Source organism: Couchioplanes caeruleus, from assembly GCF_023499255.1.
Taxonomy (GTDB): domain Bacteria; phylum Actinomycetota; class Actinomycetes; order Mycobacteriales; family Micromonosporaceae; genus Actinoplanes; species Actinoplanes caeruleus_A.
The window spans coordinates 3,850,063-3,863,353 of record NZ_CP092183.1; the positions used below are offsets into that span (position 1 = coordinate 3,850,063).

Genomic DNA, 13,291 nt, shown 5'->3' on the forward strand with positions numbered 1-13,291 from the left:
CCTTCAGTCCGTTCGTGGGTGGCGGTGGGGTGGTCGGACGGGGTGCACGGCCCACAACGCGGCCTCCGTACGCGACGCCGCGCCGGTCTTGCGCAGCAGGTTGGAGACGTGCACGGTGACCGTGCGCACCGAGATGCCCAGGGCGCCGGCGATCTGCTTGTTGGACCTGCCCTCCGCCAGGCAGCCGAGGACCTCCCGCTCGCGTGCGGTCAGCTCCACCGGCTCGCGCAACTCCCCGGTGAGCTGCTCCGGGTCGCCGGCCACGGCCAGCAGCTCGGTCAGCCGGTACGGGTTGCCGCCCGTCCGCCGCCACGCCGCCTCCGCGACCTCCCGCGACGGGCTGCTCCCGCCGTACACGTGGTCGAGGATCTTCTGCACGTCGCCCGCGCAGAGCGGGCCCAGATGGCGCCGCACCGCGCCCGGGGACCCGGCGAGCCGTTCCAGCGTGCGTACCGTCAGGGCCGGGTTGACGGCCGCTTCCGGCGGCCGCGACGTGACCAGCAGCAGCGCGGGAAGGTCCGCGCCGGCCAGCTCGGCGATCAGGTTCAGGCTGGCCGGGTCCAGCGCGTGCAGATCCTCGACCACGAGGACGGCGGGACGGCCGCCGACCAGACCCCGCACGGTGGTGACGGCCAGGCGCAGCAGCGCATCGGGTGTGTACCGCTCCCGGGGGACATCCGGGTCCTGCGCCAGCCACGCCAGCGCGTCCGGCGGCACGGGCAGGTCCGGGCGCGGGCCGATGGTCGCGAGCACCGCGGCCAGCCAGTCGTACGGCGCGGGCGAGTGCAGCCGCGCCGAACCGGCCAGCGTCACCTCCGGGGTCGCGACCTGCACCGCGGCGGCCGCGAGCGTGCTCTTCCCGGTGCCGGGCAGCCCCGTGACGACGGCGGGAACGCATCGACCGCCGCCGCGCGCCCGCTCCCAGGCGTGCCGCAGCTCCTCCAGCGCGACCGCCCGGCCCACCATCGGTACCGGCATCACCGCTCAACACTACGTAGTACGTACTACAGACATGCCCGCCGCCCTTTGGCAGTCTTGTCGCATGACCTTCGTGCAACACGGCAGTCTTGTGTCATGAGCTTCGTGCTACGCGCGGTCGCCGCCTCCGATCAAGGGCTGGTCCGGTCCAACAACGAGGACGCGGTCTTCGTCGGCGAGCGGCTGCTCGTGGTGGCCGACGGCATGGGCGGCCTGCCCGCAGGCGAGCTGGCCAGCGACATCCTGGTGAAGGCGGTCGCCGTCGTCGACGACATGCCCGACTCGGGCGAGCCGCTGCAGGACCTGGTCGCCGCCCTCGGCACCGCCAACCAGGGCATCGAGGAGGCGGTCGCCGCCGACGACGCCCGCGACGGCATGGGTACGACGGTCACGGCGCTGCTGCTGACCGGCGACCGCGTGGCGGCGCTCAACGTCGGCGACTCCCGCTGCTACCTGCTGCGCGACGGGACGCTGACCCAGCTCACCCGCGACGACACGTACGTGCAGGCGCTGGTCGACCAGGGCGTCCTGACCCCCGACGACGCCCGCCGGCACCCGCAGCGCGCGCTGGTCACCCAGGCGGTGCAGGGCGGGCCGTTCCGCCCGGCGGGCCGGATGATCCCGGTACGGGCACAGGACCGGTTCCTGCTGTGCAGCGACGGCCTGAGCGACTACGTGGACGACGAGGTGATCGCCACGACGCTGCGCTCGTACGCGGATCGGCAGGTGTGCGCGGCGGAGCTGATCGCCCGTACGCTCGAGGCCGGCGCACCGGACAACGTCACCGTGATCGTCGCCGACGTGGAGGCCATCGTCGCGGATGTGGAGGCCTGAGCCGGAGTGCTCCTGACAACCGACCGGCTGGTGCTGCGCAGATTCCGCCTGGAGGACGCGGCGGCGCTGGCTGCGTACCGGTCGATCCCGGAGGTCGCGCGCTACCAGTCCTGGTCCGCGCCGTACTCGCTGGACAAGGCCCGCTACTCGGTCCAGACCATGGTCGCGGCCGACCCGGCGATGCCCGGCTGGTTCCAGTACGCCGTCGAGCTGGCCGGCGATGCCACGCTGATCGGCGACGTCGGCGTGAATCTGGCGGACAACCTGATGCAGGCCGAGATCGGCTACACGCTGCGTCCGGACCACCAGGGCCACGGGTACGCGACCGAGGCGGTGCGCGCGGTGCTCGACCACCTGTTCCGGGACCGGCAGCTGCACCGGGTCTCGGCGGAGTGCGACGCCCGCAACGTACGGTCGGCGCAGCTGCTGGAACGGGTCGGCTTCACCCGGGAGGGACTGCGCCGGCAGCACACGTGGATCAAGCACGAGTGGACGGACGACCTCCTGTACGGGCTCCTCGCGGACGAATGGCCGCCCCGCTCCGGGTGAGCGGTGACCCGGCAGGGTGGCCGGGTTCAGACCGGGTGAGCGGTGGCCAGGCAGGGTGGCCGGCTTTCGGACCGGGGTGGTCCGGCGGGATGGGCGGCTTTCGGCCCGGGTGAGTGGTGGCCCGGCTGGGGGGCCGGGTTCGGACCGGGTGAGCGCTGTCTTTGCTCGGTGGCCGGGTTTCCGGACCGGGTGCCCGGTGGGCCGCCCGCCGTTGTCCACAGGCCTGGCCGGACGATCCCCGAGGGCCTTGCGCGAGCGCTATGGTGCGAGGGTTCCATCGGCACGCTGACCTCGGCAAAGGAGCCGGTCATGACCGTCCGCCTCAACCCGTACATCGCTTTCACCGACGGCAACGCCCGCGAGGCCATGGAGTTCTACGAGTCCGTCTTCGGTGGCACCCTCACCATGAACACGTTCGGCGACTTCGGCGCGCCGGACCCCGCCCTCGCCGACAAGATCATGCACGCCATGCTCGAGACCGGCGACGGCCTCGCGCTCATGGCCTCCGACCCGCCACCGGAGATGCCGGTGCAGCCGGGCAGCAGCATCTCCATCAGCCTCAGCGGCGACGACGCGGAGCGGCTCCACGGGTACTGGGCCAAGCTCTCCGACGGCGGCACCGTGATGGTGCCGCTGGAGAAGCAGATGTGGGGCGACGAGTTCGGCACGTGCCGCGACCGGTTCGGCGTCGAGTGGATGGTCAACATCAGCTCACCGCAGACGTAGGCCCGGCACGGTCGCCGGTCAGGGCGCCGGCCAGTGGGGAGCGGCCGGGATGGGCCGGGGGAGCGCCGGGTAGGCCGGGGTGGGCCGGGGAGCGCCGGGTGGGCCGGGGAGCGCCGGGTAGGCCGGGGTGGGCCGGGTGGGAGCGGGGGACCGGCGCGGTCACGGGCGGGTGTCAGCCGGGCCAGGTTCCGGCCGCGCCGACGTGAGGCGGCGTGCGTCCCGAGGACTGGATTGCGTGTCCGGCCTGCCTGCCTGCCTGCCGGTCGCCGACGCGAGCTTTGGTGCCGGCCGCGGGAAGCGCCGCCTCCGCCTCCGCCGCCCTCGGTCCGGGCCGTGCGTTGGCGTGGTTGCGCGGCGCGTCTGGTCGCTCCGCCGGTCGGGGCGGTGCGTTGGCGTGGTTGCGCGCTGTGTCTGGTCGCTCCGCCGGTCGGGGCGGTGCGCTTGCGTGGTTGCGCGCTGGTTCGGTCGCGCGCCGCGTTGCTGGTTGCGCTCGCCGGTCCGGTCGCGCCCGCTGGTCCGGTCCCGCGCTCCGCGCGAGACACGCCCGCTGGGCCCGCCGCCGTGACGCCCACGCGCACGGGCACGCCCACGCGCACGGGCACGGGTACGGGTACGGGTACGGCAAAGCGGGCGCCCCGCAGGAGCGCCCGCTCGAGACAACCGGCCGGATCTCAGCCCTCGAACCGCAACCAGACCGCGCCCAGCGGCGGCACGCGCAGCGACGCCGAGGCGTTCAGGCCGTGCCACGGGACGTCTTCGGCGTGCACCTCGCCCAGGTTGCCCACGCCGGATCCGCCGTACAGGGTGCTGTCGGTGTTGATGACCTCGTGCCACACGCCTGCTCGGGGGAGGCCGATGCGGTAGCCCTCGTGCGGGACGGCCGCGAAGTTGACGATGCAGGCGAGGGTGTCGCCGTTGGGGGCGAACCGCAGGAACGAGAACGTGTTGTGCTGGGAGTCCTCGGAGGTGATCCAGCGGAAGCCGCTCGGGTTCGTGTCCTGGGTCCAGATGGCCGGGGTCTCGCGGTAGGTGCGGTTGAGGTCCTTGACGAGGCGGTGGATGCCGCCGCCGCGGGACTCGTCGGCGAGCAGGTTCCAGTCGAGGCCGCGTTCCTCGCTCCACTCGCGTTCGTCGCCCATCTCGGCGCCCATGAAGATGAGCTGCTTGCCGGTGAACGCCCACATGAAGCCGAGCAGCGCCCGGGTGTTGGCGAGCTTCTGCCAGAGGTCGCCGGGCATCTTGCCGGTGAGCGAGCCCTTGCCGTGCACGACCTCGTCGTGGCTGATCGGCAGGATGTAGTTCTCGCTCCAGGCGTACACGGTGGCGAAGGTCATCTGGTGGTGGTGCCACTGGCGGTAGACGGGCTCCTTCTCCATGTACGACAGGGTGTCGTTCATCCAGCCCATGTTCCATTTGAAGCCGAAGCCCAGCCCGCCCAGGTGGGTGGGGCGGGTGACGCCCGGCCACGCGGTGGACTCCTCGGCAATGGTCATCACGCCGGGGTTGTTCTTGTAGACGGTCGCGTTCATCTCCTGCAGGAAGCTGATCGCGTCGAGGTTCTCGCGGCCGCCGTACTGGTTGGGCGTCCACTCGCCGTCCTTGCGGGAGTAGTCCAGGTACAGCATGGACGCGACCGCGTCGACCCGCAGGCCGTCGGCGTGGAACTCCTCGCACCAGTAGAGGGCGTTCGCGACCAGGAAGTTGCGGACCTCGCGGCGGCCGAAGTCGAAGACGTACGTGCCCCAGTCGGGGTGTTCGCCGCGGCGCCAGTCGCCGTGCTCGTAGAGCGGGGTGCCGTCGAAGCGTGCGAGGGCGAACTCGTCCTTGGGGAAGTGGGCCGGGACCCAGTCGAGGATCACGCCGATGCCGGCCTGGTGCAGCTTGTCGACCAGGTGGCGGAACTCGTCGGGCGTGCCGAAGCGCGACGTCGGCGCGAAGTAACCGGTGACCTGGTAACCCCACGAGCCGCCGAACGGGTGCTCCATCACCGGCATCAGCTCGACGTGGGTGAAGCCCGTCTCGAGGACGTACTCGACGAGCTGGTCGGCGAGCTCGGTGTACGACAGGCCGGGCCGCCACGAGCCGAGGTGCACCTCGTAGGCGCTCATCGGTTCCTGGTGCCACTCGCGGGTGGCCCGCTCGGCCATCCAGTCGCCGTCCTGCCACTCGTACGCGGACTCGTAGACGACCGACGCCGTGGCCGGCGGCACCTCGGTGTGCTGGGCCATCGGGTCGGCCTTCTCGCGCCACACGCCGTCGCGGCCGAGGATCTTGTACTTGTACTTGGTGCCGGCCGCGGCGCCCGGGATGTAGAGCTCCCAGACGCCGCTGCTGCCGAGCGAGCGCATCGGCCAGCCGTCGTACGGGCCCCAGCCCGAGAAGTCGCCGATGACCTGCACGCCGCGCGCGGCCGGCGCCCACACCGCGAACGCCACGCCGTCGCCGCGGGGGTGCGCCCCGAGCACCGTCCACAGCTTCTCGTGCCGGCCCTCGCCGATCAGGTGCAGGTCCAGCTCACCCAGCGTGGGCAGGTGCCGGTACGGGTCGTCGCAGACGGTGCCGTCCACGTCGATCCGGTAGTCGAGCACGGTCCCGGGCAGCTCGGCGGCGAAGATGCCGTCGGGGTGCACCTGCGTCATCTCCGTACGCTCGTCGCCGACCACCACCGCGACCGACTTCGCGCCCTTGCGCATCGTGCGCACGACCGTGTGGTCCCCCGTGGGGTGCGCGCCCAGCAGCGAGTGCGGGTCGTGGGTGTCGCCGGAGATCACGGCGTGCATGAGCCGCTGGTCGCCGCCCCCGACCGGGGACGGCGCTGGCGTGGTCTGGCCGATCATGTGGATCTGTCCTCCGGGGTGTCAGCCGACGAGCCGGGCGATGGACCGCAGCGGGATCCGCAGCCATCCGGGCCGGTGCCGGGCCTCGTATGCGGCCTCGTAGACCGCCTTGTCCAGCTCGTACGCCGCGAGCAGCGCCGCATGCTCGCGCGGGTCGGCGCCCGCGGCCGCCGCGTACCCGTCGCAGAACGAGGCGCGGTTGCGGTCGACCCACTCGCGGGCCCGCGCGGACAGGTGCTCGTCGTCGCCCTGGTCGACGAGCAGCTGGTACGCGGCGTACTCGTAGCTGCGCAGCACGCCGGCGACGTCGCGCAGCGGCGAGTCCGGCAGCCGGCGCTCGTCCAGCGGCTGGCCGGGCTCACCCTCGAAGTCGATGAGCAGCCACGCCTGCGGGGTGCGCAGGACCTGGCCGAGGTGCAGGTCGCCGTGGACGCGCTGCACGGTCACCTGTTCGCCGGTGAGCTTGCGGAACCGCTCCTCGATCACCGGCACGTACTCGCGCAGCTCGGGCACGCCCGCCGCGGCGGAGTTCAGCCGCGCCACCACCGCGTCGACCGGGAACGGCGAGGGGCCGCTGCCCAGCTCCTCGGCGAGGGTGCGGTGCACCGACGCGACGGCCTCGCCCAGCCGGTACGACTCGCCGGCGAAGTCGCCGCCCATCTCGTCGGCGCGCAGGTCGGGGTCGGCGAACAGGTCCCGGGCGCTGGCCGTGGCCATCGCCCACCCCTCGGCGGAGTTGGCGGCGTACGCGGTGACCATGCCGAGCGGGCACGGCTCGCCGTCCGAGGCGGTCTCGAACGAGCCGAGCAGCCGGGCCACGTGCGCGTTGCCGGCGCGGCCGAGCACCCGGTTGAGCTCGATGTCGGGGTTGATGCCGCAGTCCACCCGCCGGAAGATCTTGAGGATCGCCTGCTCCTCGAAGATCACGCTGGTGTTGCTCTGCTCGGCGTCGAAGACCCGCGGCCCCGCGTCCAGCGGCAGCACGGCGTCCGGCTCGCGGGTGAAGACGATGTCGCCCCGGGTCTGCGACGAGTCGATGAGGCTCAGCAGGAAGCGGGCCGCGCCGGCGTCGTACAGCGCGTCGTAGCCGGTGCGGTCGCCGTCGGTGCCGATGGTGGCCACCGTGCTGTACTCCGAGATAGGCCCGTCGTTCCACGCCACGACGACCTGGTAGCGCTCGGTGCTGCCGTCCTCGTACGCGGCGTCGACGAGCATCAGGTCCATGTCGTCGCGCAGCGGGGTCACCGAGGACGGCTCGGCGGAGACCAGGGTGCGGCTGCGGCCGGCGTACCAGCGTTGCTGGGGCAGCCATTCGGCGAAGGGCAGCGTCATTGCTTCTCCTCGGACCCGCACAGCTGGAACCAGTAGAACCCGTGCCCCGGCAGGGTCAGCAGGTACGGCAGCTGACCGATGCGCGGGAAGTTCACGTGGCCGGTCAGCTCGACCGGGGTGTACCCGTTCCAGTGCTGCAGGTTCAGCTCGATGGGCTGGGGGAAGCGCGAGAGGTTGTTGACGCAGAGCACCACGTCGTCCCCGGCCTCGCGCAGGTACGCCAGCACCGACGGGTTGGAGCCGCCGAGCTCGCGGAACGTGCCGATGGCGAACGCCTCGTGCCGTCGCCGCACGGCCAGCATGGTCCGGGTCCAGTTGAGCAGCGACGTCGCGCTGTCGCGCTGGGCCTCCACGTTGACCGCCTGGTACCCGTACACCGGGTCCTGGTTGGCCGGCAGGAAGAGCCGGCCCGGGTTGGCCGTGGAGAAGCCCGCGTTGCGGTCCGGCGTCCACTGCATGGGGGTGCGCACGCCGTCGCGGTCACCGAGCCAGATGTTGTCGCCCATGCCGATCTCGTCGCCGTAGTACAGCACCGGCGAGCCGGGCAGCGACAGCAGCATCGCGGTGAACAGCTCGATCTGGTTGCGGTCGTTCTCCAGCAGCGGGGCGAGCCGCCGGCGGATGCCCACGTTCGCCTTCATCCGCGGGTCCTTGGCGTACTCCGAGTACATGTAGTCGCGCTCTTCGTCCGTGACCATCTCGAGCGTGAGTTCGTCGTGGTTGCGCAGGAAGATGCCCCACTGGGCCATGTCCGGGATCGCGGGCGTCTGGGCCAGGATCTCCGAGATCGGGAAGCGGGACTCGCGGCGCACCGCCATGAAGATGCGCGGCATCAGCGGGAAGTGGAACGCCATGTGGCACTCGTCGCCGCCGGTCTCGGAGTCGCCGAAGTACTCCACCACGTCCGCCGGCCACTGGTTGGCCTCGGCGAGCAGCACCCGGCCGGGGAACTCGTCGTCGATCACCTTGCGGCAGTGCTTGAGGAACGCGTGCGTCTCCGGCAGGTTCTCGCAGTTGGTGCCCTCGCGCTCGAACAGGTACGGCACCGCGTCCAGGCGGAAACCGTCGATGCCGAGGTCCAGCCAGAACCGCAGGACGTCGAGCATGGCCTCCTGCACCGCCGGGTTGTCGTAGTTCAGGTCCGGCTGGTGGCTGAAGAACCGGTGCCAGTAGAACTGCCGGCGCACCGGGTCGAACGTCCAGTTCGACTCCTCGGTGTCGACGAAGATGACCCGCGCGTCCTTGTACTTCTCGCTGGTGTCGCTCCAGACGTAGAAGTCGCCGTACGGGCCGTCCGGGTCGCGCCGCGACTCCTGGAACCAGGCGTGCGAGTCGGAGGTGTGGTTCATGACCAGGTCGGTGATGACCCGGATGCCCCGCTTGTGTGCCGCGTCGAGCAGCGCCACGAAGTCCTCGACCGTCCCGAAGTCCGGCAGGACCTTGTAGAAGTCGCGGATGTCGTAGCCGCCGTCGCGCAGCGGCGAGTCGTAGAACGGCGGGAGCCAGAGGCAGTCCACGCCGAGCCACTGCAGGTAGTCCAGCCGCTCGATCAGGCCCCGCAGGTCGCCGGAGCCGTCCGCACTGGAGTCGTAGAACGCCCGGACCAGCACCTCGTAGAAGACGGCACGCTTGAACCAGGTGCGGTCCGCGGGCAGCGCGCGGGCGTGCCCGAAGTCGTCGGCGGTGGGATGCTCCACCACGCCGTCCTCGACGTGACTGCCCTCCGCGGGATCGTGCTCGGCACTCTCGCCGAGGTTGTTCGTCAGGTCCATCAGACGTTCACCTACCCCACCCCGCAGGAACTGAATCGCATGCGCCTCAGCGGCGCGGGTGCACCACGAAGATGTGCGCCGGCTCGACGTACGGGTCGATCCGGACCGCGTTGTGCTGCCCCCACTCGTACGATGCACCGCTGATCTGGTCCACCACGTCGAAACGCTCGTGCCAGTCCATCCCGAGCGCCGGCATGTCGAGCGTGGTGTTGCCCCACTGCACGTTCGCCGAGTCGAACGAGCAGATCACCAGAACGGTGTTGCCCGTCTCCGGATCCCGCTTCGACCAGCACAGCAGCTCGCTGTTGTCGATCTCGTGGAACTCGGTGTTGCGCAGCCAGTGCAGCGCCGGATTCTCCCGCCGGATGGCGTTCAGGCGGGTGATGTACGGCGCCAGCGACCGCCCCGCCCGTTCCGCGCCGGCCCAGTCCCGCGGCTTGAGCTGGAACTTCTCGTTGTCGATGTACTCCTCGGAGCCCGGCCGCGGCACGTGTTCGAAGAGCTCCAGCCCGGAGTACATGCCCCAGGACGGCGAGAGCATGCTCGCCAGCACCGTACGGATCTTGAACATCGGCGGGTCGCCGTGCCAGAGGTGCTCCGGCAGGATGTCCGGCGTGTTCGGCCAGAAGTTCGGGCGCATCCAGTCGATCGAGGACTTGAGCTGGTTCACGTACTCGCGCATCTCCCACGCGGTCGTGCGCCAGGTGAAGTACGTGTACGACTGGGTGAAGCCGATCCTGCCGAGCCCGTTCATCATCGCCGGGCGGGTGAAGGCCTCGGCGAGGAACAGCACGTCCGGCTCCACCGCCTTCACCTTGGCGATGCACCACTGCCAGAAGTTCAGCGCCTTGGTGTGCGGGTTGTCCACGCGGAAGATCTTCACGCCCTGCTCGACCCAGTGCAGGACGATGCGCAGCACCTCCTCGCGCAGGCCCTTCGGGTCGTTGTCCCAGTTCAGCGGGTAGATGTCCTGGTACTTCTTGGGCGGGTTCTCGGCGTAGGCGATGGTGCCGTCGGCGCGCGTGGTGAACCACTCCGGGTGCTCGCGGACCCAGGGGTGGTCGGGGGCGGCCTGCAGCGCGAGGTCCATCGCGATCTCCAGGCCGTGCTCGTTGGCCGTACGGATGAAGGCCCGGAAGTCCTCCAGCGTGCCCAGCTGCGGGTGGATCGCGTCGTGACCGCCCTCGTCGGAGCCGATCGCCCAGGGCGAGCCGACGTCCTGCGGGCGGGCCACCAGCGTGTTGTTGCGGCCCTTGCGGTTGATCTTGCCGATGGGGTGGATCGGCGGCAGGTACAGCACGTCGAAGCCCATCGCGGCGACGGCCGGGATGCGCTCCGCGGCGGTCGCGAAGGTGCCGTGCCTGACCGGGGTGGCGTCGGGCCCGATCTCGGCGCCCTCCGAACGCGGGAAGAACTCGTACCAGGAGGAGAACAGCGCGCGCTTGCGGTCGACCCAGATCGAATACGACCGGGTCGTGGTCACCAGCTGGCGCACCGGGTTGTGCCAGAGCAGCGGCTGCAGGTCCAGCGCGGGGGAGACCCGCGAGAACAGCGAGCGGTTGTCGTCGCGCAGCGCCGCGGCGGCCGCGCGCACCCGGTCCTCGTCGCCCTGCGGCACGATCTTCGCGGCCAGGTCCAGGACCTCGGCGCCCTCGGCCAGGTCGTTGGCGAGGTCCTCCAGGCCCTGCCCGGCACCGATCTTCTTGGTGACCGCGTTGTGCCAGGTGAGGTACGGGTCGTCGAACGCCTCGACGGTGAACGTCCAGCGGCCCACCCGGTCCGGCTTGATCACGCCGTGCCACTGGTCCAGGCCGGGCTCGCCGGGATCGAGCCGGGTGAACGGCTCGGACTCCCCGTCGGGGCCCTGCCATACCACGTTCACGCCGAGCGCGTGGTGGCCTTCCCGATAGGACACCGCCGAGATCGGCACGAGCTCACCGACCACCGCCTTGGCGGGGTAGCGGCCGCAGGACACGGACGGGGTCACGTCTTCGATGGGAAAGCGACCGGTCATGATCTCCACCGTAGTCAGGTAGCGCGGGGGCGGGCTGGCGACGGGCGAAATGCAGCGGCCGTCCTCGCCAGTTTCTCCGCAATGGAGGAACCGCAAACGGCCTTGCACCCGGTGCCTCACAACCTACCGGAGCGGCCTCACGCGTACCCGTCGAGGCGCGCCTTTGCACCGCCCAGAAATCCGGTCAGGTCGTCGCCGTGCCAGACGCGGGCCGGCTCGGCGTCGCCGGCGACCGCCGCGGCCAGGCCGGCGACCGGCAGCCCACCGGGAACGGCCGCCGCGGCGAGCACCACGTTGCCCGCCTTGCGCCCGCGCAGCAGCCCCGGCGGCGCGATCATCGCGACCTCGCCGAACGCCGCCCGCAGCGTCGCCGCCTGGATGCGCGAGTAGGCCAGCGGCGGCACGTCCGTGAGGTTCATCGCGAGCACGCCGCCGGGCCGCAGCAGCCGGGCCGCGGCCCGCGCGAACCCCACCCCGGCCACACTCGCCGGCATCGCCGCGCCCTCGAACACGTCGGTGACCACGACGTCGTAACTCTGCGGGTCGCCGGCCTCCACGAACTCCCGGGCGTCGGCCACCTCCACCCCGACGGACGAAGGCCACGGCAGGTGCTTGGCGACCACCGCGAGCAACAACGGATCGCGCTCCACCACCGTCTGTGACGACCCGGGCCGCGTCGCGGACACCCACCGGGGCAGCGTCAGCCCGCCGCCACCCAGATGCAGAACCCGCAACGGTACGGCCGCAGGAGCGCACAACCGCAGCACCGCGGCCAACCGGCGCACGTATCCGAAGGCCAGCACCGTGGGATCGCCCAGATCGACGTACGACTGCGGCACCCCGTCCACGCACACGGTCCAGCCCTGCCCCCGGGCGGGATCCGGCTCGAGCGTCGCCGTCCCCGAGCTCACCCGCGCGAAGATCGTTGCCCGTCGGTTGCCGTGCGGTGCCATCCGGGGCAGGCTACTCAGGGCCCGCGGCGCCGCGCCGAGTGGTAGCGGTGACGCACCCCAGGCAGGGGAGCACCGATCCCTGGGGGAACACCATGGCGGGTCCGTCGACCGCGCTGTCGCCCGTCATCGCGGCCAGCACGCACTGGCTGGTCCGCGCGTACCCCTGCACCGGCCCCGACCCGGTGGCCGTGACCCTCAACGAGCTGCAGGCCCGGCAGGCCGTCACGGTCGCCGCCTGGCTGCGCTATCCGACCCCGGTCGACGCCGAGCTGGTCGCGATGGCCGGCCCGGGCGGCTCGGCGACGCTGGACTGGCGTACCGGCAGCGAGCCCGACGACGAGCTGGCCGAGGACGAGGGCTGGCGTACCTGGGTCGACGAGGTCGTGGTGAGCTGGGCCGCCTGCCTGCTCGCCGACCCGCTGCTGGCCGCGCGCGCCGTCGACGCGGTGGCCGCGGCCGTACCGGCGGGGCACGACCCGGCCGGCGACCGCCCGCGCCCGCGCCGGCGCCCCGGTGACCTGCCCGCGGAGTTCCGCCGCCTGACCGCCCCCGACCAGCGCGAACGCGCCGCCGCGGTGCTGCTGCGCCACCCCGACCTGCTCGAGGCGGTGGCCGAGCTGCACCGTGACGACCTCGTGTACCTGCTCCCCAGCGTCATCGCCTGAGCCTCAGTCCCCGTCCGGGCCCCCGTGGGCCGGCGTCGAGCTGACCTTGTCGTTCCACGCCGCCTTCGCGCCGGAGTCACCGATGCGGTACGTGTCGAACACGGCGAAACCGGCGATGAGCACGGCCAGCACGGTGACGATCCGGGTGATCGTGACCGACAGCGGGGCCAGGTAGGTCCGCCGCCCGGTGGCGGTCGCGACGCCCGCGCCGCCGGCCCGCTCCCCGCCGAGGGACCCGGTGGCCGTGGCCTCGCGGTGCCGCCACCAGACCACCAGGGCCAGCAGCGCCACCGGGATCGCGGCGAAGAGGGCGGTGTCGCCGAGCTCCGCGTGGTCGTGCAGCAGCTCCGTGCGCGGAACCCGCTCCTCCAGCCACTCGCCGGCGCTCGTCGTCAGCGGCACCAGGATCACCACGAGCACGGACAGGATCGCGTTCGGCCCGGCGAAGCGGCGCCGTGCCTCCGGCCAGGCGGCGGTCAGGACGAGCAGGAGCGCGGCGAGTGGCAGCAGGACCACGACGGCGTGCACGAGCAGGATGTGCGCCGGCAGCCCGTTGACAGTGCCCATGGGATTCCTTCCGATACGGCATAGGAGGCGACGCGGGGTCGCATTCGCCCGGCATCGACGCAAA

Annotated in this window: 11 protein-coding genes; 4 read left to right on the forward strand and 7 right to left on the reverse strand. The window is 71.7% G+C overall.

Annotation, left to right across the window (positions count from 1 at the left end):
- Positions 1-3: 3 nt before the first annotated feature.
- The gene (locus COUCH_RS17785) at positions 4-978 is read right to left on the reverse strand and encodes a helix-turn-helix transcriptional regulator (RefSeq protein ID WP_249613736.1); all 975 of its coding nucleotides are present in this window, start codon (positions 976-978) and stop codon (positions 4-6) included.
- Between the two features lie 96 nt (positions 979-1,074).
- Here COUCH_RS17785 and COUCH_RS17790 point away from each other — a divergent pair, with 96 nt between their 5' ends.
- From COUCH_RS17790 to COUCH_RS17800, 3 genes are all read left to right on the forward strand, one after another.
- Positions 1,075-1,812, forward strand: coding sequence for a PP2C family protein-serine/threonine phosphatase (locus tag COUCH_RS17790; protein WP_249613212.1), 738 nt, complete (start codon positions 1,075-1,077; stop codon positions 1,810-1,812).
- 6 nt (positions 1,813-1,818) lie between these two features.
- Positions 1,819-2,361 carry a GNAT family N-acetyltransferase gene (locus COUCH_RS17795; RefSeq protein ID WP_249613213.1) on the forward strand — a complete coding sequence of 181 codons (543 nt, stop codon included), beginning with the start codon at positions 1,819-1,821 and terminating at the stop codon, positions 2,359-2,361.
- Between the two features lie 309 nt (positions 2,362-2,670).
- Positions 2,671-3,087, forward strand: a complete 417-nt coding sequence (locus COUCH_RS17800) for a VOC family protein (RefSeq protein WP_249613214.1) — start codon at positions 2,671-2,673, stop codon at positions 3,085-3,087.
- A gap of 671 nt (positions 3,088-3,758) precedes the next feature.
- Here COUCH_RS17800 and glgB read toward each other — a convergent pair.
- The 5 genes from glgB to COUCH_RS17825 all read right to left on the reverse strand — a co-directional run bounded on the left by glgB (position 3,759) and on the right by COUCH_RS17825 (position 11,953).
- Entirely contained in the window at positions 3,759-5,924 is a 2,166-nt protein-coding gene (glgB, locus tag COUCH_RS17805) for a 1,4-alpha-glucan branching protein GlgB (protein WP_430640947.1), read from the reverse strand.
- A gap of 21 nt (positions 5,925-5,945) precedes the next feature.
- Positions 5,946-7,256, reverse strand: a complete 1,311-nt coding sequence (locus COUCH_RS17810) for a maltokinase N-terminal cap-like domain-containing protein (RefSeq protein WP_249613215.1) — start codon at positions 7,254-7,256, stop codon at positions 5,946-5,948.
- A complete protein-coding gene (gene treS / locus COUCH_RS17815) occupies positions 7,253-9,028 on the reverse strand; it encodes a maltose alpha-D-glucosyltransferase (protein ID WP_249613216.1) in 1,776 nt (591 codons plus the stop codon). The genes COUCH_RS17810 and treS overlap by 4 nt, the downstream gene beginning before the upstream one ends.
- 46 nt (positions 9,029-9,074) lie before the next feature.
- The gene (locus COUCH_RS17820) at positions 9,075-11,042 is read right to left on the reverse strand and encodes an alpha-1,4-glucan--maltose-1-phosphate maltosyltransferase (RefSeq protein WP_249613217.1); all 1,968 of its coding nucleotides are present in this window, start codon (positions 11,040-11,042) and stop codon (positions 9,075-9,077) included.
- A 137-nt stretch (positions 11,043-11,179) separates the two neighbouring features.
- Complete coding sequence (locus COUCH_RS17825; RefSeq protein ID WP_249613218.1) at positions 11,180-11,953, reverse strand: spermidine synthase; 774 nt, start codon at positions 11,951-11,953, stop codon at positions 11,180-11,182.
- A gap of 134 nt (positions 11,954-12,087) precedes the next feature.
- Here COUCH_RS17825 and COUCH_RS17830 point away from each other — a divergent pair, with 134 nt between their 5' ends.
- The gene (locus tag COUCH_RS17830; protein WP_249613219.1) at positions 12,088-12,660 is read left to right on the forward strand and encodes a hypothetical protein; all 573 of its coding nucleotides are present in this window, start codon (positions 12,088-12,090) and stop codon (positions 12,658-12,660) included.
- Positions 12,661-12,663: 3 nt separating this feature from the next.
- Here COUCH_RS17830 and COUCH_RS17835 read toward each other — a convergent pair whose 3' ends face one another.
- Positions 12,664-13,227 (reverse strand): DUF2231 domain-containing protein, encoded by a 564-nt coding sequence (locus COUCH_RS17835; RefSeq protein WP_249613220.1) that lies wholly within the window; start codon positions 13,225-13,227, stop codon positions 12,664-12,666.
- Between the last annotated feature and the right edge of the window lie 64 nt (positions 13,228-13,291).

Coding starts and splice junctions, on each gene's coding strand:
- COUCH_RS17785 (WP_249613736.1), bottom strand. CDS start 978: ATGCCGGTACCGATGGTGGGCCGGGCGGTCGCGCTGGAGGAGCTGCGG.
- COUCH_RS17790 (WP_249613212.1), top strand. CDS start 1,075: ATGAGCTTCGTGCTACGCGCGGTCGCCGCCTCCGATCAAGGGCTGGTC.
- COUCH_RS17800 (WP_249613214.1), top strand. CDS start 2,671: ATGACCGTCCGCCTCAACCCGTACATCGCTTTCACCGACGGCAACGCC.
- glgB (WP_430640947.1), bottom strand. CDS start 5,924: ATGATCGGCCAGACCACGCCAGCGCCGTCCCCGGTCGGGGGCGGCGAC.
- COUCH_RS17810 (WP_249613215.1), bottom strand. CDS start 7,256: ATGACGCTGCCCTTCGCCGAATGGCTGCCCCAGCAACGCTGGTACGCC.
- treS (WP_249613216.1), bottom strand. CDS start 9,028: ATGGACCTGACGAACAACCTCGGCGAGAGTGCCGAGCACGATCCCGCG.
- COUCH_RS17820 (WP_249613217.1), bottom strand. CDS start 11,042: ATGACCGGTCGCTTTCCCATCGAAGACGTGACCCCGTCCGTGTCCTGC.
- COUCH_RS17830 (WP_249613219.1), top strand. CDS start 12,088: ATGGCGGGTCCGTCGACCGCGCTGTCGCCCGTCATCGCGGCCAGCACG.
- COUCH_RS17835 (WP_249613220.1), bottom strand. CDS start 13,227: ATGGGCACTGTCAACGGGCTGCCGGCGCACATCCTGCTCGTGCACGCC.